The sequence below is a fragment of the Taibaiella helva genome (genome assembly GCF_003545695.1).
Lineage (GTDB): Bacteria > Bacteroidota > Bacteroidia > Chitinophagales > Chitinophagaceae > Taibaiella > Taibaiella helva.
The window spans coordinates 1-26,217 of the sequence record NZ_QUZZ01000008.1 but is presented as its reverse complement, the minus strand read 5'-3'; the positions used below and the strand labels follow the sequence as shown (position 1 = coordinate 26,217).

The 26,217-nt window shown below is 51.2% G+C and carries 20 protein-coding genes; 8 read left to right on the top strand and 12 right to left on the bottom strand.

What is annotated here, in order from left to right; genetic code table 11:
- The first annotated feature begins 13 nt into the window (after positions 1-13).
- Positions 14-1,264: a beta-ketoacyl-ACP synthase II gene (gene fabF / locus DZC79_RS13495; RefSeq protein WP_118952126.1), complete on the top strand. Its 1,251-nt coding sequence runs from the start codon at positions 14-16 to the stop codon at positions 1,262-1,264.
- Between the two features lie 62 nt (positions 1,265-1,326).
- Here the strand turns inward: fabF and DZC79_RS13490 are convergent, their stop codons facing one another.
- A complete protein-coding gene (locus tag DZC79_RS13490) occupies positions 1,327-1,992 on the bottom strand; it encodes a 4'-phosphopantetheinyl transferase family protein (protein WP_118952125.1) in 666 nt (221 codons plus the stop codon).
- Between the two features lie 126 nt (positions 1,993-2,118).
- Here DZC79_RS13490 and DZC79_RS13485 point away from each other — a divergent pair, with 126 nt between their 5' ends.
- Positions 2,119-6,087, top strand: coding sequence for a Pls/PosA family non-ribosomal peptide synthetase (locus tag DZC79_RS13485; RefSeq protein ID WP_118952124.1), 3,969 nt, complete (start codon positions 2,119-2,121; stop codon positions 6,085-6,087).
- A gap of 134 nt (positions 6,088-6,221) precedes the next feature.
- On the opposite strand, the gene DZC79_RS13480 is transcribed toward DZC79_RS13485, so the two are convergent.
- From DZC79_RS13480 to DZC79_RS13470, 3 genes are all read right to left on the bottom strand, one after another.
- Entirely contained in the window at positions 6,222-7,598 is a 1,377-nt protein-coding gene (locus DZC79_RS13480) for a serine hydrolase domain-containing protein (protein ID WP_118952123.1), read from the bottom strand.
- 128 nt (positions 7,599-7,726) lie between these two features.
- Positions 7,727-10,486: a VWA domain-containing protein gene (locus DZC79_RS13475; RefSeq protein ID WP_118952122.1), complete on the bottom strand. Its 2,760-nt coding sequence runs from the start codon at positions 10,484-10,486 to the stop codon at positions 7,727-7,729.
- A 2-nt stretch (positions 10,487-10,488) separates the two neighbouring features.
- Positions 10,489-11,055: an RNA polymerase sigma factor gene (locus DZC79_RS13470; RefSeq protein WP_198666890.1), complete on the bottom strand. Its 567-nt coding sequence runs from the start codon at positions 11,053-11,055 to the stop codon at positions 10,489-10,491.
- Positions 11,056-11,374: 319 nt separating this feature from the next.
- Here DZC79_RS13470 and DZC79_RS13465 point away from each other — a divergent pair, with 319 nt between their 5' ends.
- Positions 11,375-11,689, top strand: coding sequence for a hypothetical protein (locus DZC79_RS13465; RefSeq protein ID WP_157977134.1), 315 nt, complete (start codon positions 11,375-11,377; stop codon positions 11,687-11,689).
- 152 nt (positions 11,690-11,841) lie between these two features.
- On the top strand, positions 11,842-13,059 hold the full coding sequence (locus DZC79_RS13460; protein WP_118952120.1) for a lanthionine synthetase LanC family protein: 1,218 nt from the start codon (positions 11,842-11,844) through the stop codon (positions 13,057-13,059).
- Positions 13,060-13,145: 86 nt separating this feature from the next.
- Here the strand turns inward: DZC79_RS13460 and DZC79_RS13455 are convergent, their stop codons facing one another.
- The 4 genes from DZC79_RS13455 to DZC79_RS13440 form a co-directional block, all read right to left on the bottom strand.
- Positions 13,146-13,334, bottom strand: a complete 189-nt coding sequence (locus DZC79_RS13455; RefSeq protein WP_118952119.1) for a class I lanthipeptide — start codon at positions 13,332-13,334, stop codon at positions 13,146-13,148.
- Between the two features lie 86 nt (positions 13,335-13,420).
- Positions 13,421-13,936 carry an anthrone oxygenase family protein gene (locus DZC79_RS13450; RefSeq protein ID WP_118952118.1) on the bottom strand — a complete coding sequence of 172 codons (516 nt, stop codon included), beginning with the start codon at positions 13,934-13,936 and terminating at the stop codon, positions 13,421-13,423.
- Between the two features lie 62 nt (positions 13,937-13,998).
- Positions 13,999-14,343, bottom strand: a complete 345-nt coding sequence (locus DZC79_RS13445; protein WP_118952117.1) for a hypothetical protein — start codon at positions 14,341-14,343, stop codon at positions 13,999-14,001.
- A 66-nt stretch (positions 14,344-14,409) separates the two neighbouring features.
- Positions 14,410-15,228, bottom strand: coding sequence for a helix-turn-helix domain-containing protein (locus tag DZC79_RS13440; protein ID WP_118952116.1), 819 nt, complete (start codon positions 15,226-15,228; stop codon positions 14,410-14,412).
- A 249-nt stretch (positions 15,229-15,477) separates the two neighbouring features.
- On the opposite strand from DZC79_RS13440, the gene DZC79_RS13435 reads away from it, so the two are divergent.
- From DZC79_RS13435 to DZC79_RS13420, 4 genes are all read left to right on the top strand, one after another.
- Positions 15,478-16,869, top strand: coding sequence for a M43 family zinc metalloprotease (locus DZC79_RS13435; RefSeq protein WP_198666889.1), 1,392 nt, complete (start codon positions 15,478-15,480; stop codon positions 16,867-16,869).
- 242 nt (positions 16,870-17,111) lie between these two features.
- Positions 17,112-17,558, top strand: coding sequence for an SRPBCC family protein (locus DZC79_RS13430; RefSeq protein ID WP_118952114.1), 447 nt, complete (start codon positions 17,112-17,114; stop codon positions 17,556-17,558).
- A gap of 382 nt (positions 17,559-17,940) precedes the next feature.
- Positions 17,941-18,741, top strand: coding sequence for a T9SS type A sorting domain-containing protein (locus tag DZC79_RS13425; protein ID WP_118952113.1), 801 nt, complete (start codon positions 17,941-17,943; stop codon positions 18,739-18,741).
- Between the two features lie 12 nt (positions 18,742-18,753).
- Positions 18,754-19,833, top strand: coding sequence for a hypothetical protein (locus tag DZC79_RS13420; RefSeq protein WP_157977133.1), 1,080 nt, complete (start codon positions 18,754-18,756; stop codon positions 19,831-19,833).
- Positions 19,834-19,999: 166 nt separating this feature from the next.
- Here DZC79_RS13420 and DZC79_RS13415 read toward each other — a convergent pair whose 3' ends face one another.
- From DZC79_RS13415 to DZC79_RS13395, 4 genes are all read right to left on the bottom strand, one after another.
- Positions 20,000-20,365, bottom strand: coding sequence for a hypothetical protein (locus DZC79_RS13415; protein ID WP_118952111.1), 366 nt, complete (start codon positions 20,363-20,365; stop codon positions 20,000-20,002).
- 1,449 nt (positions 20,366-21,814) lie between these two features.
- The gene (locus DZC79_RS13410) at positions 21,815-22,291 is read right to left on the bottom strand and encodes a hypothetical protein (protein ID WP_118952110.1); all 477 of its coding nucleotides are present in this window, start codon (positions 22,289-22,291) and stop codon (positions 21,815-21,817) included.
- Between the two features lie 26 nt (positions 22,292-22,317).
- Positions 22,318-23,340 (bottom strand): RHS repeat domain-containing protein, encoded by a 1,023-nt coding sequence (locus DZC79_RS13405; protein WP_157977132.1) that lies wholly within the window; start codon positions 23,338-23,340, stop codon positions 22,318-22,320.
- A 595-nt stretch (positions 23,341-23,935) separates the two neighbouring features.
- Positions 23,936-26,217: RHS repeat-associated core domain-containing protein (locus DZC79_RS13395; protein ID WP_317124962.1), on the bottom strand; the 2,282-nt coding region annotated here is incomplete at its 5' end.

Below are 26,217 nucleotides of genomic sequence, written 5' to 3'. Positions count from 1 at the left end.
AAACAAACCTGTTATGAAAAGAGTAGTGATTACCGGCCTGGGCGCCATAACGCCCCTGGGCAATACGGTGGAATCGTTCTGGGCCAATATCCTTGCCGGCAAAAGCGGCGCCGCCCTCCTGACCCGTTTCGACGCATCGAAATTCAAAACCCGCTTCGGCTGTGAAGTAAAAGGCTTCGACCCCGAAGCTTACATGGAAAAGAAAGAGCTGAAGAAATACGATCTCTTCACCCAGTATGCGATCGCGGCCAGCGACCAGGCGATAGCCGATGCCGGGCTCGACTTTAAAAGCATGAGCGCAGAAGAACGCTATGAAGTGGGTGTGATCTGGGCTTCGGGCAATGGGGGTATTGGCACCTTTGAGCAGCAGCTGAAGGAATATTATGAAGGCGATGGTACGCCCCGCTTCAGCCCTTTTCTCATTCCACGGATGATCATCGATATCGCTGCAGGCGCTATTTCCATTCGTCACGGCTTGCACGGTCCCAACTATGCCACAGTATCGGCCTGCGCTTCCTCCAATACTGCGCTCATCAATGCTTTCGACACCATCCGTATGGGTAAGGCGACGATGATGATCGCCGGCGGCTCAGAAGCGGGCATTACTCCTTCATCTGTAGGCGGCTTCAATGCTTCCCAGGCTTTATCCCGCCGGAACGATGATCCCGAAGGCGCTTCCCGTCCCTTCGACCGCGATCGCGATGGCTTTGTGATCGGCGAAGGCGGTGGCGCGCTCATCCTTGAAGAGCTGGAACATGCCCTGCAAAGGGGCGCAAAGATCTATGCAGAGCTGGCAGGCGGCGGTATGGCTGCAGATGCCTATCACCTTACCGGAACGCCGCCCGATGGCATCGGCGCGATGCTGGGCATACAAAGAGCGTTGAAGGATGCCGGTATCCGCCCGGAACAGGTCGGCTATGTAAATGCCCATGCCACTTCGACCGGGCAGGGTGATATCAGCGAGCTCGTGGGGATCAAAAAGGTATTCGGCGATTATGCCGTACCCGTAAGCGCTACGAAATCGATGACCGGGCACCTGCTGGGCGCAGCCGGCGCAGTAGAAAGCATCATCACCGCACTGTCTGTGCAGCAGGGCATCATTCCCGCTACGATCAATACGGCCCACCCGGATGAAGCCTTGCCGGAAGGCATGAACCTGGTGCTGGGCAAACCGCTACAGCAGTCCCTGGAATATGCACTGAACAACACTTTCGGCTTTGGGGGACATACCGCCAGCACGGTGTTTAAGCAATACAGATCCTAAAGGTATATTCAGCGAACATGGGCTGGTAGCGGCGTTGCAAGCAACGCCGCTACCAGCCCATGTTATAAAAGCTCTTCCATTTTCAGCTCGGTAAGCGCAACGGCTTCGATCTCCTTATCGGAAGCCAGGCAGACCACATAGTCGTAGCGGAGCGACAAGATACGGCTGTAGTACAGCTCGTCCCGGAGCAATATCGTATTGTCTTCCGTCGTTATCGCCGAGAGCTCCATCTGCTCCAGGCTGAGGCCGGAAGCCTTGATGGCGGCTTCCCGCATGGTCCAGTGCAGGTAAAATGCCAGTGTATTATCGGGAGCATTGACGATCTCCTGCCAGGCATCGGGATCGAAATAGAATTTCATCAGCTCAAGCTTCACCGGCTTCAGCCGCTCTACATCGATACCCACTTTTTCTCCTTCACCTTCTACCAGGGCGCACAGTACCAGGTTACCGCTGTGGCTGATGCTGAACTGGATGTCCGAATTGATCAGTATGGGCTGGTGAAGGGCGGTATAGCCGTAGTCATCGAGCGATACGGCAGGATAGCGGCCCAGCTTTTTCAGGGCATAACGCAATAAGCCTTTGCCCGCAGTACGCTGACGACGTTCTTTCTCGCCGGTATATTTCTGAATTTTTGTGCTGATCTTTTCCGGAAACGACTGCAATAATCGGGTATAAACCTCCGGCCCTACCTCAGAAGATGTTTCTGTATAAAATACATGAACCTTCATAAATCCTTCCTGAATGTTTATTGGTTTTTCGCAAGGCCGAATTTACAAACTAATGAAAATACGGCAAAATGAACGGCAGGGTAAAGCTTGAAAAAATACTATAAATTTACCCTGTAACACCAACCTATGCTTTCCACAAGTCTTTTAAAGGGGGACCACCGCCCCGATCTGATCCGGGAAGAAACTATCGCCGGCATCTTCCGGGAAGCGGCGGCGCAGTACAGCGGGAAAACCGCGCTGGTCTTTAATGACACGCGTTTAAGCTACGCGCAGCTCGACCATTGGAGCGATGCCATTGCTGCATATATCACGGCACGGGGGATCGGCCGCAGGCATTCGGTAGGTGTGTGGCAAAGCAGGGGGCTGGCGCTCCATGCGCTGATCCTGGGCATTGTCAAATCGGGGGCAGCTTATGTACCGCTGGACCGTGAAATGCCTGAAGAGCGGGTACAGATCGTGCTGGAAGAAGTGGGCGCCGCTGCCTGCTTCAGCGACGGCGATCCGGTGCTGTCTTGCCCCGTATACCGCGTTCCTGCCCAGGACGAGATACCGGAAACGATAAGTGTACCCAAAGGACCCGGACCTGACGATCGAGCCTATGTGCTGTACACGTCGGGCAGCACCGGCAAGCCCAAAGGCATTCCCATCCTGCAGCGGCATATCTGCCACCTGATCCGCTCGGAACAAAGTGTGCTGCAGATCAGGGATACCGACATCGTATACCAGGGCTTTTCCGTGTCCTTCGATATGTGGTGCGAGGAAACCTGGATCAGCCTTTCGGCGGGCGCTACCCTATGGGTGGCCGATGCGACAACAGCCAAATCCATCGACGAGCTGAGCGATACGCTGCGTGCGCAGCAGATCACGATACTGCATGCCGTGCCCAGCCTGCTCGCCGTAATCGACGACGATATTCCCACGCTCAGGCTGATCAATGCCGGCGGGGAAGCCTGCACTACAGCGGTGCTGAACCGCTGGAGCAAACCAGGCAAGAATGTTTTCTACAACAGCTACGGCCCCACGGAAACGACCGTAACCACCACGATGATCGCGCTGCGGCCCGGCGATCCCATCACCATAGGCAGCCCGCTGCCCAATTACAACCTGGCGGTGATCGACGAGCAGTTCAACCTGCTGCCCACCGGCAGCGAAGGCCAGCTGATCATTTCGGGACCTGGGGTATGCGAAGGCTATGTGAACCGGCCGGAACTAACCCTGGAAAAATTCAGGACGAAGCCCGCCGCGCTGGCAGCGCTTCCCGGCGACCGCATTTACCTGAGCGGCGATGCGGTAGTGATGCGTGAAGATGGCAGCATCGATTTCCACGGACGCCTCGACGACCAGGTGAAGCTACGGGGCTACCGTATCGAGCTGGGCGAGATCGAGGCCCGGCTCAATGAACTGGAGCCGGTGGCTTCCGCTGCTGTAGCGCTAAAGAAAGATGCCAATATGCAGGATCAGCTCGTCGGCTATGTTACCCTGAAAGCCGGGCGGCCCTGGGAAGAGCAGGCGGCCCGGACCGAGCTCGCGAAAGTATTGCCCCCTTATATGGTGCCGCTGACCATCGTCAGCCTGGATAAGATGCCCCGCCTGCCCAGCGGGAAGATCGACCGCAAAACCTTACCGGTACCGGACTTATTATCACAAGTACAAGCCCAGGAAACTATCGAGGTGCATGCGGACGCGCCGCTGGCCGAAAGGGTGATGGCAGGGCTACGTTACGTATTTCCCGGCAGGGAGATAGGCCCGGAAGCAGATTTTTTCACCGACCTGGGCGGGCATTCGCTGCTGGCGGCCACTTTTGCCTCCTGGCTTCGCAAAGAGGCGCATGTCCCGCAGGCTTCGCTGAAAGATATCTATACCAACAGGCCGGTCAGCGCATTGATCAAGGCCTGGGAACAGGCTGAAGCAAAAACCGGGCAAGCGCCACCGCAGGAAGCGTTCCGGAAGGTGCCGCCCTTACGGTATTTCCTTTGTGGATTAGCCCAGGCCTTGTCCCTGCTGGTGATCTACGGTCTGTTCGCGATCCAGATCTTTGTGCCCTATCTCGGGTATTACTATGTGGTGGCCAGGACCGAAAGCGGGCACGACAACCGGGGCTGGGCCTTGCTGACAGCTGTTTGCCTCTTCTGCCTTATCCCACCTTTCTTTTCTTTCCTGTCTGTCGGCTGCAAGTGGCTGTTGCTGGGCAGGGTTAAGGAAGGCGATCACCCATTGTGGGGCGCTTACTATTTCCGTTACTGGCTGGCCAGCAATATCCAGCGGCTGGTGCCTTCCCAGTTCCTGAACGGTACTCCGATCTATCCGGTATACCTTAGAATGTTAGGTACAAAGGTTGCCCCCGATGCCCAGCTGAGCTCGATCACCATAGGGGCGCACGACCTGCTGGAAATAGGTGCCGACGCCAGCATCAGCTCACAGGTGGTGCTGAACAATGTGACGGTAGAGCACGGCATGATCCGGTTCCGGAAGATCCGTATCGGTGCGCATGCTTATATCGGCAGCAGCGCCGTACTTTCAGGCGGCACAGTTGTGGAAGACTGGGGCGAGCTGCAGGACCTGAGCCACCTGCAAAGCGGGCAGACGATAAAAGCCTGTGAAGTATGGAAGGGCAGTCCTGCCGAGCGTACAGGCGTCCGCAAGCCGGAGGAGCTGCCGCAGCCCCTGCCCAGCTCTTACCTGAAACGCAAGCGTTACGGTCTGCTCTATACCCTGCTGCTGATTGCCTTTCCCATCATCATCCTGCTGCCGCTGATACCCGTGATCGAGATCCTCAACTATCTTGACCTCAGCGCACCGGACTATAATTTCAGCTATTTTATCCATGTACCGCTGCTGACGATCCTCTATGTGATCCTGTATGCCATAGAAACCGTGCTGCTGTCGCGGCTCCTGCTCCGGAATATCAAACCCGGCACCTACCCTGTGCTCAGCGCCGTTTATGTGCGCAAGTGGCTGTCCGACCAGCTGATCTCTATATCGCTGATCGTGCTGCACCCCATCTTCGCCACGGTATACGTTTCTTCTTTCTTCCGGATGCTGGGTGCGCGCATCGGCCGCAATACCGAAATCTCCACGGCCAGCAATGTCACGCACACAATGCTGGAGATCGGTGAAGGCTCTTTCATCGCTGATGCCGTGAGCCTGGGTGAAGAAGACATCAGGGCACAGCGGCTGATCCTCGGGCAGACCCGCATCGGCAACAGCAGCTTTGTCGGCAACAGCGCGCTGATACCGCAGGGCTACCAGCTGGGCGACAATATGCTGATCGGTGTGCTGTCGGTCCCGCCTACGGAAGAGCAGCTGAAAGGACAGGCCGGCGGCGATTGGTTCGGCTCGCCCGCGATCGCTCTGCCCAAACGCCAGGACAGCGGCAGCTACGATGCTGCGCTTACCACCAATCCTTCCTGGTGGCGCCGGCTGGCGCGCGGCTTCATCGAAGGTATTCGCATTATCCTGCCCGAAACAGTGATCATCTGCTGCAGCGTACTGTTCGTCGCCTATTGCCACGACCTGGTCAAGGAACGCAGCCTGTCGCAAATTCTACGCGAACTGCCCAAGCTGCCATTCTATTACCTTTTTTACATGGGATTACCGGCCTTCTTCACTACCGTTCTGTTGAAGTGGATCACCGTTGGCCGTTACATCAAGGAACAAAAGCCGATGTGGACGCATAAGGTATGGCGCAGTGAGGCCATTACTACCACTTACGAAGCACTGGCCGTACCTTTCTTTCTGGAATACTTAAAAGGTACGCCCTTCCTATCCTGGGCGCTGCGCCTGCTGGGTGTAAGGACCGGCCGGCGGGTATGGCTGAACACGACGGATATCACCGAGCATGATATGGTACGTATCGGCGACGACGCGGCGCTGAACGAAGACTGCGGGCCACAAACACACTTGTTCGAGGATAGGGTCATGAAAGTCGGCCCGGTCAGTATCGGCGCACGCTGCAGCATTGGCGCACGCAGCATTATCCTGTACGATAGCGAGATCGGCGATGAAGTAAAGCTGGAGCCCTTATCGCTGGTGATGAAAGGCGAAAAGCTGGCCCCGCAAACCGCCTGGACCGGCAGCCCGGTGAAAGCCCTTTAGGATCAAATTTCAAGTACCAAATTCCGATATCCAATAAAAAAATTCCAATGACCAAATTGCAAAATTCATACCCAGCGCCTATTACCTGATACTTTACATTCAACGCCTAAGGTCGAATATCTAATATCCAGGACTCAACGCTCCAGCTCGGCGATGATCTTTTTCGCCGCGGTGTTAGCGGGATCCAGGGCCAGCGAACGCTTATAATTCAGCAAGGCATTTTGCTTATCGCCTTTTGTATAATAAGCTTCGCCAAGACTGTCGAACACATTGCCCGAATGGGGGAACAGCTTTGTATTGTAAGCAAGGATCACGATTGCATCCGCTACCCGCTTTTTGCCCAAAAGGTAATAGCCAAGATTGTTCAGGGTATATTCATTGTCGAAGGCATAGTCGGCATTGTATTTTTTTTCCAACCGGCGATACAGCGATAAGATCTGCTCACCATCCAGGCTATCCACCTGCGACTGTAATAATGGGAACACCGGCTTCTTCGGCTGCAGATATGGCTTTCCGTCCAGTATATCCTGAATGGCGCGATGAAAATCACCGAGATTATCCTGCCGGTTATTGGTCATTAAAATAATCGTTCTCCCTTCCTGCGGGCGGCATACCAGCAAGGCCTGGTAATTCCTGGCCGAACCATCATGTATGAAATTGACGATCTGGTCACCCTTCATCTCCCCGTTGAAACCCAGTCCTGACTGCCTGCTCGGAGGGTAAGGCAGCAGCAGGAAACGGGTCGATGCCGGGGAGATCAACTTACCGTTCACAATACTTTCCGCCCAGCAATAGAAATCGTCCAGGTTTACCGCCAACCAGCCGGATATGGGAACCGACAGGTCATCTTCCTTTCCATTATTGTCGAAACTATGCGCTACCAGGGGATCAGAAGCCGCAGGATCCATAATGGCATTGCGGATGCCCAGCGGCTTCAGCAATTGCTGCGCTACAAAATCCCGGAAGGAGAGCCCGGTGATCTTTTCGATGATCCTGCGCTGCAGGAATACATTGTTATTGTTGTAGGCATAACGGGTGCCCGGCGGGAAGTCCAGCTGCTTCAGCTGTAGCAGGTCGTGCAGGTTATCTGCATCGGAATGGACCTGCGTCCAGCGGACATCAGGCAAGCCACTGGTATAGCCCAGCAGGTCGCGAACGCGGATCGAATCAGCCCAGGAAGGCAGCTGTGGCAAATAAGCGGCTACTTTATCCTCCAGCCTGACTTTGCCCTGCTCCTGCAGCAGCATCATGCCAACGGCGTTGAATTCTTTAGCGATGGAGCCGATATGAAAACGGTACTGCTCTGTCAGCTTCAGCGTTCTGGCGCCATCCGCAAAACCAATAGCCGCCTTATAGATGACTTTGCCCCGATCGGCCACCAGGACATTACCATTGAAGAGTCCGGCCCGGAAGGCCCGCTGCATCAGGGAATCGATCTCCGCTGCTTTTTTTTGCGCGTGAAGGTTGTATACCGAAAAGAAAACGAAAAGGAAAAAGAAGACAGGTTTCATAGCAAGACATCTGGGAATCTACGAATATACCATTAATCATGATGATGCTGCGCCGTGAACGGCCGGGAAGCTGCTTGCTGCATAAAGAATCTGGTGCAGCAAGCAGCTTCCCTTCGATGCCCGACATACTATTTTGCCTCGCGTATCAGCCGGACAAGCTCGGTACTGTATTCGTCGTTGTTTGCGGCAAGACTGCTTTCTGCCAGGGCCTGTATATGCATTTTATTTTTATCCGGTACCAGGCCGGAATCCCTGAGCCGGAGTCCGAACCAGGCCACTGCAGCCGCCAGCTTGTAGTCGCCGGAACTGGATGCAAGCGGCACCGGCTGGTACCCGATCGCTTTTACGATCTCCAAACTCTTATCTTCCTGCGGGCGTTTATAGCGGAAACGAATGGTCGCCAGCTCTCCGGGATATCCCTTTTGCACTCCTCCTCCGTTACCCTTATATTTCAACTCAGGAGCTGCCTGCGGAAGAAAGCGACTTTGTATACCTACCGGGATAATCTCGTACAAAGCAGTAACGGTATGGCCGCTGCCCAGCTCGCCGGCATCGATGGCATCGTTGGCAAAGTCTTCGGTGCGCAGCTTGCGGTTTTCGTAACCGATCAGCCGGTACGCCTGCACATAGGCAGGGTTAAATTCGATCTGCAATTTTACGTCCTTGGCAATGCTGTACATCGTACCGCCGAAAGCCTTTACCAGGAAACGGTTGGCCTCTCCTATATCGTCGATGTAGGCATAGTTGCCATTGCCTTTATCGGCCAGGGTCTCCATTTTGGAATCTTTATAATTGCCCATGCCATAACCCAGGCAGGTAAGGAAGACATTGCTTTTGCGCTGCTCTTCAATAAGCCGCTGCATATCGGCATCGGAAGAAGCGCCGACATTGAAATCACCGTCAGTAGCCAGGATCACGCGGTTGTTACCGTCTTTGATAAAATGCTCCCGAGCCACCTGGTAAGCCAACCGTATCCCTTCGCCACCGGCTGTGCTGCCACCGGCTTGTAGCATGTCCAGCGCCGCTGCTATCTTTTCTTTCTGATCACCGGGTGTGGACGGCAACACCAGCCCTGCCGCACCTGCATAGACCACGATGGCCACCTTGTCCTTGCTGCGGAGCTTGCCCAGCAACAGGCGCATCGAGGCCTTCAGCAGGGGCAGCTTATTGCCGGCGCTCATGGAACCAGACACATCGATGAGGAAGACTAGGTTGGCTGCAGGCAATTGCGCCTCGGGTATGGTCTTGCCCTGCAGGCCAATCTTCAGCAGCCGGTGCTGCGGGTTCCAGGGGGCGTCGCTGTATTCGGTATGGATGGCAAAGGGATGCTGGTCCTGCGGCTGCGGATAATGGTATCGGAAAAAGTTGATCATCTCCTCGATCCGCACGGCATCTTTGGGCACCTCCTGTCCGTTGTTGATGAAGCGGCGGATATTGGTATAGGCGGCATTATCGACATCGATGGAAAAGGTGGATAAAGGCTCGCGCGCCGGACTGTCGAAGGGATTTTCGACCAACGGGTTATAGCTTTCATCATCCTGCGCGGTGGTTGCTTCCGGCATTACTGCCGGCGTGAAGCTGTAGCGGCCTTTCTTCCCTTTGAACAGTTTCTTTACCTTATACCAGGTACGGCCGAAGAACGACTGCTTCTTCCCGACCAGGGTCTTCTGTAGCTCTGCGTTTTTCTTTGTGGTGATCAAGATCACGCCATTCGCGCCCCGGGCGCCGTATAGCGCCGTTGTGGTCGCATCCTTTAGCACAGACATTGAGGCCACTGTGTTAGGATCCATAGTTTTCAGATCGCCTTCATATACCTTTCCGTCGACCACGATCAATGGCACATTGCTGGCGCTCAGGCTACCGAAGCCACGCAGGACGATATCGGATGAAGTCCCTGGCTGGCCGCCACCACTGGTAATAACAGCTCCTGCAGGGGGCACAGGCTCGGGCAATTTCATATGCCCCGGCTTTTCATTTAAGGCCAGCTTCTGCTCGCGTGCCTGCTGCCGCTTGCTACCCGAAGACATTCGCGATTGGGAGTAGCCCTGGCTTGCATTGACGCCGGCAGCATTGCCGTCGGGCGCCGTAATAAGATTGGTAATGGGCCTTTTTACGATCTGCTCGGCAGTAACGTTACTGATCGAGGATACCGATTCCCGCTTATCGATCTTCTTTCCATAGATCTCCACTGCGGCAAGATTGTCGGCACGTTCGTCAAGCCTGGCAATCACGGGTCCGCTGATGTTGGACAAGTCTATTTCTTTTTCCTTCATACCAATGCCCCATATCTGAAGCGCTTCGGCCCCTGCGGGCACTTCCAGTGAATAATAGCCATCGATATCGCTTACCGTTCCTACCTGAGTCCCTTTGACCTTAACTGATGCGCCAGGCACACCCTTCCCCTGATCGTCCAATACCTGACCGCTGATCGACCGGGGGCCTCTGGCGGCAATATCTGTACGATGGCTTCTGTTCGTCGGTGCAATGAAGTGCTGTCGCACGGTCTTCCTTTGCTGCACTGGTCTCCCTTCTTGCTGTACCAGGGGCGGCGTGCTTACCGTACCTGCAGCAGGTACCGTTGCTTTGCCTGCCGTCGACCTTTCCCGGCCTTTGTCCTGCCTGGCGTAAGATGGATCCTGTGGTTTATCTCCGGGCCGGCTGATGATATAAATCAGACCTATGCCTGCCAGTAATAGCACTGCGGCGGCGATCCCTTTTTTCCAGAAGGGGATTAGGCGTTTTTGCTGCAGCTCCTCTTCCTGCACGGCATCCAGCCGTTCTTCCACTTTGCTCCATATCTGTTCCATGGATGGAAAGGCGACGGAAGTATCTTCCTGCTTGCGGGCAGCTTTTGTGAATTGTTCTGTGAAGTTATCCCGGGCTTCCATTGTTAGTTCTCTTTTTGATAATAAAATTGTTGTACTAATTCTTTCAGCTTGCTCCTCGAGAAGCTGAGCTGCGACTTGGAAGTACCTTCCGATATCTGCAACATCGCTGCGATCTCTTTATGACTGTACCCTTCAATGGCAAACAAATTGAAAACGGTACGGCAGCCTTCGGGCAGGTACTTCAGCAGGCGCAGGATATCATCCTCTTCCAGGTGGGTGGGCCATGCACCGGCCTGGACAGGCTCCTGCTTCAGATCGTCGAGCGATACCTGCAGTTGTCCTCTGCGGCGCAGTACCGCGAGGCAGAAGTTGACGACAATACGCCGGGCCCAAGCTTCAAAGGCCGCTGTTTCACGCAGCTGGTCGAGCTTGGTAAGTATGGTATAAAAAGCATCGGCCATGGCTTCTTCGATTTCGCCTTGCTGTGACAAGTACCGCCGGCACACGGGGTACAACCGGGGCGCCATATATTCGTACAGCTGTCGTTGGGCATTCCGCTGCATGGCCCTGCAATCGGATAGTAGTTTTTCGCTGATCACAATCTGGTCTTTACGGGTATAGAGTAACAAACGCGCTCCAGGGTTGGAAAGCGCGATTTATTTTTTAAGAAAGAGCGAAAATTACTCGTTTTACAGGTAAGTACGGGGATATTTCCCCCTTTTTAGCTCCAGGCCGGCAATGCGGTCTCAATATCCCGCTCTGTATCAGTTATATAAAAATTCGCTTTTATTCATGTCGACAGGCCAGGCTTTTACCTGTAAGTACAGGTGTTCGGGATAGGGATATTTTGCTTATTTTCGGGTTGACAGTTATCAACCATCCAAACACCATTGTATCACAGATACGGCGTCCGTCCAAACACGCGCTGCTATCTTAAAGATGCCCGACATGAAAAAGTTATTTGAGAAAGTAACCCTCCTGGACAGGATCAACAGCCTGATCAGGACAAAGAGCACCGGCACCCCTGTACAGCTGGCCAAAAAGCTGGGTTGTTGTGAACGTGCTATGTATGACCGTATCGAAGAAATGCGCGCTTATGGCTTCCCCATCGAATACGACCATGAACGGAAGTGCTATTACTACACTAAAGAAGTTAAGATCAATTTCAGTATTATCGTAGGCAGCCAGAAGCTGATGGAGATCAAAGGCGGTAGGTCCGGGCGGGCGCCGCTGCAACGTTACCTGCCTTTACCCGCTTCATGATCCGGTGCTTCGCCCCTATCTGTTTTTTTGTATCCGGCTTCCCTTCACTGAAAAAGATTTGCAGTGAAGCGCTGCATCTTTGTTGCCGGCGGCATTCCATTGGCCGCTTTGCCTGAATTGTTTATTACCGTAACTTCCCATAAAAAAAGATAATGATCTCTACAGCCGAAAAACACACCCTGATCTACAACGATATCCTCACCATGAGCAAAAGCCGGGAAGGCCAGGCTTTCCCCGCCGACAACCTGTTCAAAGGCGCCTGGGGCGCTCTATTCTATATGTTCTACTATGAGCAGTATATCGACGACAGCCTCGACCATGCGGTCCCTTTGCTGGAAGAGCTGTACAATAAGCTTGAGATCACACAATACAGCAACTTTACCTATTGCAACGGCCTTTCGGGCCCTTTCTGGCTGCTGCATCATCTCAACAAACACGAGTTCATCGACCTGGATATAGAAGACCTAGCTTCCGACTTCATAACGGCAGCTATAGCCGAAAGCAATTATCACCTTGCTTCCAGGAATTTCGACTTCCTGCACGGCAGCGCGGGCATCTGCAACCTGCTCGTCTCTTTTGCCGGCAGGCAGGATGTACGCGAGCACCTGGCGCATTTCGTGTCTTCGCTGGAAGCCTTCAGCGTAATGACGCCCAAAGGCCGCAGTGTTCCTATGTTCTACTACCATACCGATCCGCCTTCCGAGATCGGCACCGATGCGTTCAGCCTGGCCCATGGCACCTGCTCGCTGCAGATTATCCTGGCCAGGATCTATAAGGCGGGAGTGGCGCAGGAACAGTGCAAACGGCTGATCTACGAGACTATGGAATTTGTGCTGAATCATGAAGGCAAGCCCGACCTGGAAACGCCGATTGCACTGTACCCGAGCAGCCTCAATATAGACGGAAAGCCGCCGGCCCCCAGCCGCATTTCCTGGTGCTACGGCGATGTGAATGTAGCGATCGCCCTGTGGGAATGCGGTCAGCTGTTCAAAGAAGAAAAATGGATCACAAGGGCCCTGGATATCCTGCGCTACAGTACCAAACGGAATACGCTGGAAAGCGGTGCTGTGGTCGATACCTGCCTCTGCCACGGGACAGCTGGCAATGCTGCGATGTACCGCCGCTTCTGGCATGCCACCAATGACAAGCTCTTTTACCAATGTTCGGAAGACTGGTACAACCTGACAGACGACCTGGTCCGGTTCTCGGAACAGAAGGGTGAGCATGGTATTCGTGTATGGCAGGGCAAAGACGAGCAATGGCAATACCGCTGGGACCTGCTGGACGGCAGCGCCGGCACCGGCCTGGCCCTCATCTCCCGTTCGGTAAGCCAGCCGCTGCCCTGGGATGAGTTCCTGCTGATCTCCTGACCGGCAAAAGCAGCTTAACTATATGAAACGACGAGAAGTCAAAGTTTTGGAAACTTGACTTCTCGTCGTTTCAGGATTACTCCTTATCAGCAATCAAAAGTATGCTGCACCGTAGTGGTGGGATGCATACAACCGATGATCGTCCTTACCGCAGATGGTGGCGGGCAGTTGCCCGTTACCCCGCCCAGCACGCGGTTCAATTCCTGGTGCTCCATAGGGGCGATCCTTACTTTCTTCAAGGATAACTTCGGCAAAGCCATTCTTTCCTTTTTCATAAAAAGCTCAGTTTTGGTTAGAAAAACAGGAGCATAAAGGTACCGGCAATCACCAGGCGCTGCACCGTTTAACATATAATTACTTGTTATTTCCCGGCCGCCGTGCGCCCGTCGGACCACATACAGGCCAGGATCACCAGCAGCACGGATAAGGTAGCGAACAAAGTGCGGATATTGTTGAGCCGGTTCCAGGCGTGCTCAAAGCCTGCACGCTTTTCGGCCAGCGCAGTGGCAGAGGCCGTTTCGATGGAAAATACATCGAGGCTGTTGTTCATCGGTACATTGCCGGCCATAGTCACAACCAGCACACCGATAAGGTAGCAAAGCGTAGCGGCCAGCAGCAGCCAGAACTGCGTTTTTACAGGGCCGGCATAATGAGCGATCGTAACGGCAGGCAACAGCAAACCCGCGCCCATAAAGCAGCACAGGAAGACGGGATTGAGAATGGCCCGGTTCATTTCCTGGAAGGCCCTGAGGTATGCGGCATCCTGTAGTTTACCGATACCGGGTGTTACCGATATGGACCAGGAGTAAAACAGGCCGGCCATCAGCGCTGTCGTGAGCGCGGCCAGCAACAATAGTAATCGGGGAAAAGTGAACATGGTCTTTATTTTTTATTGCGAAGAATGGAGTGGATGAAGTGGTCGCTATTTTTTGGTCCCGGTCAGTTTTTAACCTCGGTATGCGCGCTCAACCAGCGTTTGAGCGCCTGCTCTTCTTCAGCGCTCAATGTTACGGCTTTATTTTTGGGCATCCTGCGCCATACGAATACCTGCTTGTAAATATTGCGGGCATGATCGTTCATATTGTCCTTGGTAAACACTTTGGAAGGATTCTGGGTAGCATGGCAAAAATTGCACCTGGCTTCCAGGATGTTCAGGGCTTTCTGCCTGACGGCGCCATCTTCCGTTGTGGTTGCGGCTACGCCTTTCCGGTCGCGGGGCTGCGGTGCGAAAGCGCAGCAGGCAAAAAGGAGGAATGCGGCCAGTACACTGCAGATCTGTTTCATAGCTTGCTTTTTTTGACAAAATTGCGGCAAGCGGCAGCCGGTAAATAGAATAAAACCGACAGGGGATTAATTTCTCAGCAAAGGGAAGTTTTCAGCCATACCATAGGACTGCCTCTGGAATTCATAAGGCGCATAGCCGGCAAACTCTTTAAAGGTGCGGATGAAATGCGACTGGTCGGCATAGCCGTTATCGTAGGCAATGTCGGAAAGCTTATCGTAGCGGTTACTTTTGAGCTGGCTGAGCGAGGACTGGAAGCGGCATACTTTGGCAAAGAGCTTGGGGCTGATGCCGACGTATTGGTTGAATTTACGCTCGAAGCTGCGTTCGGAAAGATTGGCCTGACGCTGCAGCTCTTTAAGACTGATGGCGCCGCCGGACTGCAGAATAAGCCGGAGCGCTTCCTGCGTCAGCGCATCGGCCTGCTTTTTATTTTTCCGGATCTCTTCTTCCAGGTAAGCCGATAATACACCCAGCTGCGCCGGTATATTAAGCGAATAGAGCAGCCGCTCGGACAGCCGTATGCCGCGCCGGGCAGCGATGGCATCCAGGTCCGTGCAGGTATCGGTCAGCTCGGCGGCATTCAGCCCGAAAACAGATCGCAGCGCATCAGGCGACAGGCAGGCGCCGATCATACGGAAACGTCCCATCATACAGATTGCCGCCGGCCGTACGGTTTGCCCATACAGGAACACCGGCGGCAGCGTCTTTCCTTCCCGGTCGAAGAATACATTGGCATCGGATTGCTGGTAAATAAGACCCGGGCAGCCGTCGGCCAGCGGAGAAAAGCTATGCGGCAGTCCGTCGGTACCGGTGTATTCCAGTACCCAGTAGTAACGGACATAGTCCCTGAGCGCATCGGGAGGAAGCATCTGCTGGTAATTCATACCGGCCGGCTGATTGGTTGCAGCAAAGGTAAGGCGATTCGGCCGGTACGCACAGCTTCCGGTTTCCCGGCCAAAGCAATGCCTTCACATTAATTAACGTTATTTCACTGTTTTTAACCACAAAAAGAACATAGGATAGAGACATTTGCTTCAACACCCGGAAGCTATCACTGCATCCGCCGGGTGTCCTGAACCAGATCGGCTAATAATAGAAAAGATCGTCCTCACGTTTAAAATGCAATGTTATTTATGAAAAAATGGTTTCCACTCGTATTTGCCTGCCTTCCTTTTGCAACCCAGGCACAAACATCCCTTCCCAAGATCCCGCGCTGCGGCTTCGAGCTGGTATGGAAACAAATGGAGCAAGCTGCACCCGGCTTCCGCGAACAGTATGATGCCCGTATCCAGGCGCAGCTGAACAATCCCGATGCCCAGGCCAGGCCTACGGGTACGGTATACGATATACCGGTGGTCGTACATGTGGTGTATTACCAGAACGGCGCGACACAGAAAGGGAACCTGCCCGACTCGGTGATCCGGAACCAGATCAAAGTGCTGAACCAGGCTTACCGCAAGAGCCATGCCGACACCGGCAACCTGCGCGCGATCTTTAAACCCCTCAGCGCCGATGCAGAGATCCAGTTCCACCTGGCTACCAAAGATCCCAACGGCAATCCGACCACAGGCATTACCCGTACGCCAACCACCATCCAGTACTTCGGCGATGTAGCTGTCGCTATGGGTGATATCAGCAGCATCGAACGGATCAAGAAAACTGCTGCCGGCGGCGCCGATGCCTGGAATACGAGCCGCTACCTCAACATCTGGATCGCCGATATGCGCATTGAATTCAACGGGCAGGTGCTGCCGGCAATTATGGGCATTGCCCGCCCGCCGGTAAACCCGCTGCCACCCAACTGGCCGGCGGGCGAGGCCGGCGGCCTGGCCCAGATGGTAGATGGCGTGATCCTCCAGTACCATGCGGTTGGCAACAATAATCCCTATATCAGTGAGCTATCCTCTTTCGGGATGGGTAACCAGGGTCGTACTGCCGTACATGAAGTGGGTCACTACCTGGGCCTGCGGCACATCTGGGGCGACCCGGATGCCGGACAGGAATGCACGCCGCAAGGTGATGACGGTATCGACGATACTCCGGCACAGGCCACCATGACCGACATGCAGGCCAACCCGCCTTCTCCCACCCTGAACACCTGCGGCGCCGGTACAGCCAATGACCAGCCCGACCTGTGGGAGAACTACATGGACTATTCCAAAGATAATTTCCAGAGCATGTTCACGTTGAAGCAGGTGGCCCATATGCGCAGCATCTGCGGCAACCAGCGCGACTCATTGTTCCTGGACACACCGGCGCCCGTAAGCGTTGCGGAAGTGCTGTCGCAGGATAAAGCGCTGAAGGTATATCCCCAGCCTGCTGCACAATATATCGATATCGGCTTCGACGGTAAATTCGACCGGCTCCGTATCATCAATACACTGGGCGCCACTGTGCTGGCCGATGATAAGGCCGGTTCAGGTATACGCAGAGTGGACATCAGCCGCCTGGCCAACGGCAACTACTACCTGCAGGTGATTGGCGGCGGCCGCTCTTACAACCGGCAGATCGTGATCAGGCGCTAAGCAGATCGCCATATAAAACAGAGAAGCCTCCTGCACCTCCGCAGGAGGCTTCTCTGTTTTAACAGTAAATACCACAATACCCAATTTAATTATGTATTAATAATCGGCAGGCCGTCTCAAATAGGTTACGGTTATTCCCCGCTCTGTTTCATTTTGTCCAATGCGCCCCGCCATGAAGTCCGGTTTGCCCTCCCGCAGGGATAGCGGGGCTGGCTAGCTTTGTACGATAAAACCTAAGCAAAATGGAGAACAAACATTTCAGCACAACGATCCTCGTCGACCAGGCGCCCGCACAGGTATTTGAAGCGATCAACCGCCCCGCCGACTGGTGGCCGGGCACTATTACCGGGAGCTCCGGGAAGCCCGGCGACGAATTTGCCTACCGGTACGAGGACGTTCACCTGTCCACGCAGAAAGTAGCCGAGATGGTCCCGTATGAACGTGTAGTATGGCTGGTCACCGAAAGCCAGATCCGCTATGTCCGGGATATCGACGAATGGACAGGGACAAGGATTATTTTCGAGCTTTCCGAACAGGATGGAAAAACCCTGCTCCGGTTTACCCATGAGGGTTTGACGCCCCGGATCGAATGCTTCGACAGCTGCTCAACTACCTGGGATAAGATCCTCCGGCAGGGCCTGCATACCTTGCTGGCTACCGACGTACGTCCTGAGCTTACTCTCGGATAACACCCGTAAGGCAGGACTGGCAGGAGCCGGTACCGGCGGCCGGCCCCATCAGCGCAGGAACAATCCACCTTCGGGTGGATTGTTCGTTTTGATCATTATCATAATTATGTCAGGGTAGTACTCAGTTATGACAGGGAATAGCAGGGATGTGAATTATGGCTTTTCCATCTGCAGCAAAGTGTTTTCCTTCGTTATACAGCAGCGATAAAGGCCGGCTATTCTTCATTGCTCACACTAAATACTGAATTCATGAAAAAGAAAAACGTACATCTTGGCAAAAGCTCCTGTTGAGCAAGAGATCATTTCAGCAAAGGCCGGAAGATTAGCCTGCGGCTAAAGCAGGGCCTGTATTTATTCTCCTCATCTTCTTAACTCCAAACACATGAAAAAATCGTTACTTACTGTAGCAGCCATGTCCTTTGTTACCGTATATGCCCAGGAACCTGAAGTTGCCTGTGTATCCCGGGAGCCAAAGGAAATCAGCACGACTATGGCAGAGATGGACCGGCTCAGGTCCCTGCTTCAGAACAGCCCCCATCAACAGCCTCCTGAGCTCTTTTCGACCCCTGTCGATAACAGCGGCTATCGGCCGATCGAAAGGCTGGAATACTTTCCCGCCGGGCTGTTCCTCGATGATATCGCCCACTTACCGGAACTCGCCGCCCATCAGTATTCCAAGCAGGAGTACTTTGACATCGCCGTCCAACTTGACGGGATCAGCTACAAGCACCTTACCTGCACAGAAATATACGATGAGTACGATATGGAAGAGCCAGCTTCAGGGATCGGGTATCACTACCGGAACCGGTATTTCCACTACAGGGATAGCGATAACAGGGACATTGCAACAATAATCTATATCCGGCGAGCAACAGGTTCATTGGCATCGGAATCCAGGATTGTCAAAAGTTACCTGGAAGAAGCGCCTTCTTCATTTGCCGTGTTCCCCAATCCTGCCGGCAGACAGATCAGCGTCACCTTCAATGTCCTTCAGCAAGGCAGGCACGATTTATACCTTACCGATATCGCCGGAAGGAAAGTGTCCGGTCTGCTGAACAATAAGTTCCTGGCTGCGGGCAGGCAACAGTGCTCCTTTGATATCGACCTCCCTCCGGGGCAATACTACATGACCTTTGAAAGGGAAAAGAGCATCCGGGAAACCCAAAAAATCATCATCAAATAAAAAAACCAGATCATGAAAAGAATAATTCAGTTAATAGCACTGCTGACCCTCTCTGCGCCGCTAAGCACCAACGCGCAGCTGGGGATTAATGGCAATGTAGAGTTGGGAACCTGGGACGGCTGGCGGCTTTATACCGGGCCGAATTCCGGTGGCAGCCTTGTTCTGAGCTCCTTTACGGAAGGCTATGTAGCGGGCAGGCACGCGATCGTTACTCCTGGAGACGATGATTGGGTAGGCGCTAAAATTAAAAGAGTATTCCCCAATGTGGTAGGTCCTAATGATACCTTCGCGATAAAGATCGGGGATGAGATAGGGAACGGCAACGCCGAGATTGTTTCGTACAGAATTGCCAATTATTACCTGCACCGCCAGGGCTGGGGCTTCAGCCTTGCATTTATCGGCCAGAACGGGCACAGCTCCGCTCCCGGATCGAATCCTGCAATAACGATGTGGGTAAGCAAAAGCGATAACCTGGCGACAAGCATGAATCCCGGCAACCTGATCGGCGACACGACCATACACATCGGGGAAGATAAGGTGCTGATCGGCGGCCGGCATTACTTCCAGTCTGTGTCGGATATACAATACGGCGAATGGGCCCGGTTTGAATTAAAAGACCTGTTCTTTAACCCCGATCTGTTTACGGTAGACAGCATTACCGTTTACTTTGCGGTATCGGATTGCGCTCCCGGACCGCACTGGGGTTATTTATATATAGACAACCTGTACCGGGAGTCGAGAACCTTTCCCGGCTTTACCCTGGCCTCTCCTACTTTCCCGCCTGCCAGCAGCGGGCCTATTACGATAAACGGGACTTCGTCTGTTGCAGAATCCACGTATTGGTGGACGATAGTCAGGAGCAATGCAGCAGGCGATCCTATGATGGGCGCGCCCGTTTTCAGCACACAGACGGCTATCATGCCCCTGCCCCCGCCCGTGATCCCCGGCAACCTCAATTTAAGACCCGTGTTCAATACGATCGTTCCATCGGGCTATTTTAGTACAGAGAAGTATTACCGGCTGACCCTGGTGACCAAAAATACAGGTGAGTTTTCCCGAAATGAAAAATGGCGGGTGATCAAGTGCCAATAAATCCGGACGTAAAGCTTCCGGGAAACCTAAAAAGCCACCCCTGTCTTTTTTGGAGGGGTGGCTTGATCTTTTAAAATCGCAGCCAGGAGTCAGGCTTAGGTCTACCCATAAAACTAAGCTTTCAGGAGACGCTGCGATAAAGGAGGATGATAAAGCCTGGCGATTGCTACTCTTCTATATAGAAGTAGTTTACGATTAATCTTTGCGGATAAAACGAAACACTTGTTAGATATTCATGCTTTCCATTGAGCGTTTTATACTCAAAGCAATAAGCAGATGAATCACCGGAACATGGCCTCAACTTTAACTTATTTAAAATTTCACAAAATTCTTCTTTCCGAAAATGCACGTTAAAGCTTTCAGTATAGTCCCCTCCCATAGCGGAAGTTACCTTTATGTCTGTTATTTCAATGTTATCGGAAATAGATGTCTTTAACGCTTTCTGCAATTTCTCTCTTGCCTCTTCTTTTTCAATGGAATTGTTACAGCTAATTGCTATAACAATTATTAGCCCTAAAAATGATTTTCTCATTGTTCTGGAATTTTGTTGGTACCTACAAAATAAATGGGGAAGTTTTGTCCAACTATCGCAACCAACATTGGATACCGCAGAACCGATTTATCGTTGCCGTACTCTCTAAGTGAACTAATATGTCGCAGAAAAGGCATAATACCTAATTTACTTATGCTTGGATATGTATAATCCCTTACTATGATGATAAAGCCTGTTGGGCACACGAGAGGGCTCGTGCGCTAGCTGGGAAATGTGCCTGCGATCCGGTATTCCTCCAGTTGGTGAAGCAATAGCGAAACCAAGCTAAGCCACATTAAAAGCCGGTAGTGAGACAGCCTATTGACATCCAGGCAAACGAAAGCCAAAATAAGGATTACCAATAATGCTCCTATATCATACCAATGCTTTCTTAAAAAATTCATATCGCTTTTTATAGCATAAATTTATAAAAATAGCAGGGAAGCAAAAGAATTAACGCATGCCCGACACAAGGTCTGTGTCAGCAGTCTTGCCATCCCTCCATGTATTTCATTGCTTGCTGCTGGTCCATCTGCCGGAGGGACCTGTGACTTCGCAGCATCACTCTGTGCAGTCCTTTTGAATGGCTTTTCTATTTACTATCGAATATTCATGTTAGTGTACAAAATGCCCTGTCTTTAAAAACTGATTGACAGGAATAAAGAGAAGTTCAAATAAGTGCTCTAAATGCACAAGTATAAACCAAATTACAGGGCTATACATTGTAGCATTCAAATTGGGCATAATATTTTTACTCTTGCACAAAGGTTGAATTACTTCTGACAGCTTTTCTTAAATAGCAAGATAGGATGTAGGTCTGGTATGTTTCGAGAAGAATTTCTATAAAAAATGAGAAGAATCGCTTTGTCCCTTTGCCTCTTACCTTTTTAGCATACCTAGGTTAAATGAGGTTAAATTAGGTTAATGAATTAAATGAATAGTAAAAACCCATCTTAAATTCGAAGAATTGATCACCTTAAATCCATTTTATGAAAAAAAGAATTAAGAGCATTAAAAAGCTTAGTTTAACCAAGCACAGAATTTCCTTACTGGAAGGCGGACAGCTGCAAGGTGGCGCTACAGAATCAAAAGCATGCGCGACGCAAGCGCCATGCGTATCCAATCTGGATACTTCGCCTTGCACTACCGTAATTGTTGCTTGTGAATCAATTCAAACTTGCGATCAATCGCCGTCATTTTGTCTACGATGCACTTCAGTTGCTTGCTAAGCATAAATTCAAAAAAAATGGCTATCCTTTTGGAAAGCCATTTTTTAGGCAATTAGAAGGAAGAATATTATAACCTATTTTAAATTTCAGCGTACGCTGCGGAAAGGAACAATACCTAATTTACTTATGCTTGCATATGTATAACCCCTTACTATGATGCTAAAGCTTGGTGGCACACGAGAGGGCTCGTGCTAGCTGGGACACTGCGGAAAAGAAGGTACTATTGCAATAATCGTTCGGCCTCCTCAATAAAATGCATGCTGCTATTGCTACCTTGGTCTACACCATGCAATATTTCACTTTCTTTATATTTTTTGAGCAACCGCAAAGCCTTTTTCTTCTGTTGCTCAGAGACGGCATGAACATCCTTTCTGATGATATTAAGAGCACTAAGTCGTGCTTCATATCCTTGCTTACTTAATATCCGAATAATATCAAGAAAATATGGCAAGGTGTCCATACTTTCTAAAGCAAATACCAAAGAACCATTACTGTTATAAAGTTCATACTCCTCTATCTTCTTTATTATACTTGGGATTGCGTGAACATAATTCAAATCAGAGAAAATAAAGGCTATATGGTTTCTAATCAAAGGATTTTCCGTGTTTAAAAAAATCTTTAGCAACTCCAATCTATCATCATAATCAACCTCATGAATATTTATGGATTTAATGGCTTCGTACAATGCGTTTTTCATTATTATTACTATTATTTAATACAATATCATTTCACGTCCTCACAATTACAAGGAGTAGACGGAGCATTCCACCAATCGCTAATTGCTCTGATTGCATTTTGAATACCAATTTGAATACGAACTCCAATTTGGATTCTAGCGGTTATCGTTGTTGGATTATATCCAATCGGCAAAGGAGCAAATTTAACGGTTGGTCTACCTAGGTCTATCCATTCTTCATATATTTCTTCTAGTTCTTCAGGGGTTGAATCACGGCCGGGGTTATTGCTCGGTTTATAATCTTTGTGATACCATCTTCTAAAGTCTACAGGATATTGTTGAAGATCCCTGTCACGCTGTTTCTTTGTTCCACCCCTTAAGTTGTCATCATCCCCTTCAAAGGAATAAGTCACCAGCAAACTACCAACGCCGTCAACAGAAAAATCCATTCCTTTAACCACATTTTCATAGCTTGTCATTGCTGATGCATATTGCGCTTGCCCTTCTTCCAACGCTCTGCCAACACTGGCAAATGCACCGGTCTCAAATACTTCTCCCAGTATACTTGCTGCTTGTGTGGCATGGCTGTTGACATAATTTTCCAGTGCAGAACCGGTTAAGCCGCCCCAGCTCTTCCCATCAAAGATGCTGCCTATACCACTCTTAAACAATGCGCCCCCAGGCATATACATATTTGCAGTAGGGAAGAAATCAATTCGCCGGGAAGGCAACATATCGCTATTAAACAGACGGGCTAGCGTAAGGTTATGCGCGACAGTCCCATTCGGATCTACATTGCTCTCCGGCGCATTGCCCATCGCGGCATAGGGGCTCCATACCTGTTGCCCGCCCGCATCGGCAAGCGGATCGACAGCCAGGAACCGACCGATCTGCGGATCGTATTGCCGGGCCTGGAAGTCCATCCAGTTCAGCCCAAGGTCCTTAAGGTATTCATTGCTTTGGTACTTGCGGCGGTTTTCCCTGAAGTTGATCGACACGCTGCTCAGCGGCTGTATCGGCAGACCATGCGGGTAATAGTGATTTTCTTCCAGCAGGTTGCCCTTGCTCACTTCGACATTCAGCTTATCAAAAAAGAGATTTTTTAGGAGAAACCAATCGTAGCGTCCCTTTCAGGAAACGCTGCGGTAAAAGAACGTCTCACTCGCCTTCCGCAGAGTCCCTAAGGAGACTGAGAACTCAGGTACACGAAAGGATAGTGCCGCCAACTAGGAAATATCTATTTTCTATAAACACTCCAATTAACTTGGCTTAATTTATAAAATGAAAAAAACAATCCACATACAATAAGGCATAGAAAAAAAAACATTAACAAACTAGATGTAATTTTTTGCATTTTGGAGAAGCTGTTGTAGACATCGATGTACGCTTTCCATTTTTCTTTATGAAGAGTAAGATAATAGTGCATCGAACATAGAGCAAAAGAAATAAGAAATAAGGTGGGCTGCGGATACGGTATGTCAAAAGACAGTTCCGGGAAAAAAACCAAGAAATAAACATACCCCTGTACAAGCAGCAGGACTGTAATAAGACACAACGCTACGAGCGCCTTCCAATCTTCCCAGCCTTCATTTGCCGTTGATTTAAAAAGTCGGAATAGTTTATAAAAAAATATATAATAAAATTTCATTGCCTTTATTTTAAAACTTAATATTCTTTAGGAAATAATTTAAATCCTTGTACTACTTGTCTGTTTTGCATTAATACATTATAATTATTATCCATTGCAGCAGACCATCCACCTGGATAAAAAGTATCTATTCCAAAGTAAAATGCTCCACCAATTGCCCCTGGAATACCTGTAAACAAACCTATTCCTCCGACAACCAAATTAACGACACCTTTATGAGGTGTCACAATAAAGTGGTCTTGATCTTCTCCACCATATCTGTAATAATTAACTACACCATAGCCGTCGAGAAGTGAACCTCCGATAAAAGTAACCAGTCCTAAAACTTTCGCTCGTCGTGCTAAACTGAAAGTATTTTGTTTAGTCCATCTACGCCCTCTATCTAGTAGTTCATAACTTTGTGCACCATAAGATTTGAACCAATTTGATTTATTTAATCTTATTGTTCCTGCTACGCTTTCCACTGCGCTCCCTAAAGTTCCCGTTGAGCTAATACCTGTACTTCCTATTGATATCCAATCTGTTCCCGAAGATTTTGCTATAATATCAGAAGTTTGCGTCAGGGAAGTTATGTCATTGGGATCCGTTTGGGTATTCTTATGATATGATATGCTATAAGCATCTTCCTGATCAACAACGAAGCCATTTTTTTCAAGACTTTCCCTAGTTATACCACTTTCTATTCCGAACATTCTATTAATAAAATAAGAATTGGTCATTTCTAGATTAACCTCCATCATCCACCCGGCCATTCCACCCGGCGCATTGGCATTGTTAACACCACTACGAATTATATAGCCAGGTATCTGCGGAAGGAAGTTAGTAACGTTGAAGTAACTAGGTTGTGCCCCATTCGGATCCACTTGGCTCTCCGGTGCATTGCCCATCGCTGCATAGGGGCTCCATACCTGTTGCCCGCCCGCATCGGCAAGCGGATCGACAGCCAGGAACCGACCGATCTGCGGGTCGTATTGCCGGGCCTGGAAGTCCATCCAGTTCAGTCCAAGGTCCTTGATGTATTCATTGCTTTGGTACTTGCGGCGGTTTTCCCTGAAGTTGGTCGACACGCTGCTCAGCGGCTGTATCGGCAGGCCATGCGGGTAATAGTGGTTTTCTTCCAGCAGGTTGCCCTTGCTCACCTCGACATTCAGTTTATCAAAGAACATATTGCTGCAGGGGATACATTGCAGGTCGCGCCAACGGCTGCTCAAATATACGGCTAAATAACCGTTGGCGGGGATCACCTTGGCGCCATTGCTGCCGATGCTGCCCCAGGCGCCGTTGCCGTTCGCCTGGTAGGCGCCGGCAAATTCGCTCACCAGCTTCATATTCTCATCAAACAGAGCATAGGTAAGGTAAGCCTGCGGCCGGCCGGGATCGATGCCCTGATCCTGGATCAGGTTTTCCAGGGCAGAGAAATTCTCCTGGGTAAAGATCTCATTAACTAATTTGGTATTGTGACTTTCACCGGGAAGGCCGCCTACGCCATTGGTCAGTGTGCTGATAATACTTCCCATCATTTGCTCAGCCGTCACCGGCTCGGTAGTATTGCCTTCAAAGGTTTCATAATAGTTGTTGACGTTCATATCCACCCGGTCGCCTGCCATCACTTTCACCAGAAGGGAGGTGCCCACTTCACGGCCGGCTTCGGCGCCATTGAGCCTTCCGGCCTTACTATCGCCCGGATCGGTGCTGGCAGGTTTTTCGTCCCGTATCTCGCCTACTTTTTCAAAAAGCATACCTTCCAGGTTGGCGCTGGCCACTTCATAAGTCGCCAGGTACTGGCGTATCTCGTAGGTAATGATGTCGATAGTGCTGCGCACATTGCCCAGGTGGTCTTTGACAAAATACTCTTCTTTTACGGGTGTTGTGCTGCTGTAGTCGAATACGGTGCGGCCGCCCGCAGTAAGGGCGTACTGCAGCGTGTCGTTCCGGTAGATGAAGTTGCCGATATAGTCGGTGCGCTTCGTGGGCTGGCCGGGATAGATGACCAGCTCCTGCACTTTGTTACCTGCGGCATCGTAGCTGTACTCGATCTTTTTACCGCCGCCCAGGTCGATCGCTACAGGTTTATTGAAGTGGTTGTAAGTAACACCACCGATCCCTTTGTTGAGGTCCTTGCTCAGGTTGCCATTGCCATCGTAAGCATAGTCCCCGCTGCCGCTGTGGCCGTTCTGGAAGTCGCCTGCGCCGTAGTCGGCGATGCCCTGGTCGCTAACAGCATCCAGCTGGTTGCCATTGGTATACTTGTAGTCCAGTATGTCCATATCCACGGGACCGGTGCCAGGCTTCACACCAC

Bases quoted from the DNA above. Each gene is read 5' to 3' on its own strand.
- DZC79_RS13480 (WP_118952123.1), bottom strand. From the start codon at position 7,598: ATGAAACCTGTCTTCTTTTTCCTTTTCGTTTTCTTTTCGGTATACAAC.
- DZC79_RS13485 (WP_118952124.1), top strand. From the start codon at position 2,119: ATGCTTTCCACAAGTCTTTTAAAGGGGGACCACCGCCCCGATCTGATC.
- DZC79_RS13410 (WP_118952110.1), bottom strand. From the start codon at position 22,291: ATGAAAAACGCATTGTACGAAGCCATTAAATCCATAAATATTCATGAG.
- DZC79_RS13450 (WP_118952118.1), bottom strand. From the start codon at position 13,936: ATGTTCACTTTTCCCCGATTACTATTGTTGCTGGCCGCGCTCACGACA.
- DZC79_RS13460 (WP_118952120.1), top strand. From the start codon at position 11,842: ATGATCTCTACAGCCGAAAAACACACCCTGATCTACAACGATATCCTC.
- fabF (WP_118952126.1), top strand. From the start codon at position 14: ATGAAAAGAGTAGTGATTACCGGCCTGGGCGCCATAACGCCCCTGGGC.
- DZC79_RS13475 (WP_118952122.1), bottom strand. From the start codon at position 10,486: ATGGAAGCCCGGGATAACTTCACAGAACAATTCACAAAAGCTGCCCGC.
- DZC79_RS13490 (WP_118952125.1), bottom strand. From the start codon at position 1,992: ATGAAGGTTCATGTATTTTATACAGAAACATCTTCTGAGGTAGGGCCG.
- DZC79_RS13415 (WP_118952111.1), bottom strand. From the start codon at position 20,365: ATGAGAAAATCATTTTTAGGGCTAATAATTGTTATAGCAATTAGCTGT.
- DZC79_RS13465 (WP_157977134.1), top strand. From the start codon at position 11,375: ATGAAAAAGTTATTTGAGAAAGTAACCCTCCTGGACAGGATCAACAGC.
- DZC79_RS13455 (WP_118952119.1), bottom strand. From the start codon at position 13,334: ATGAAAAAGGAAAGAATGGCTTTGCCGAAGTTATCCTTGAAGAAAGTA.
- DZC79_RS13435 (WP_198666889.1), top strand. From the start codon at position 15,478: ATGAAAAAATGGTTTCCACTCGTATTTGCCTGCCTTCCTTTTGCAACC.
- DZC79_RS13440 (WP_118952116.1), bottom strand. From the start codon at position 15,228: ATGAATTACCAGCAGATGCTTCCTCCCGATGCGCTCAGGGACTATGTC.
- DZC79_RS13445 (WP_118952117.1), bottom strand. From the start codon at position 14,343: ATGAAACAGATCTGCAGTGTACTGGCCGCATTCCTCCTTTTTGCCTGC.
- DZC79_RS13430 (WP_118952114.1), top strand. From the start codon at position 17,112: ATGGAGAACAAACATTTCAGCACAACGATCCTCGTCGACCAGGCGCCC.
- DZC79_RS13425 (WP_118952113.1), top strand. From the start codon at position 17,941: ATGAAAAAATCGTTACTTACTGTAGCAGCCATGTCCTTTGTTACCGTA.
- DZC79_RS13420 (WP_157977133.1), top strand. From the start codon at position 18,754: ATGAAAAGAATAATTCAGTTAATAGCACTGCTGACCCTCTCTGCGCCG.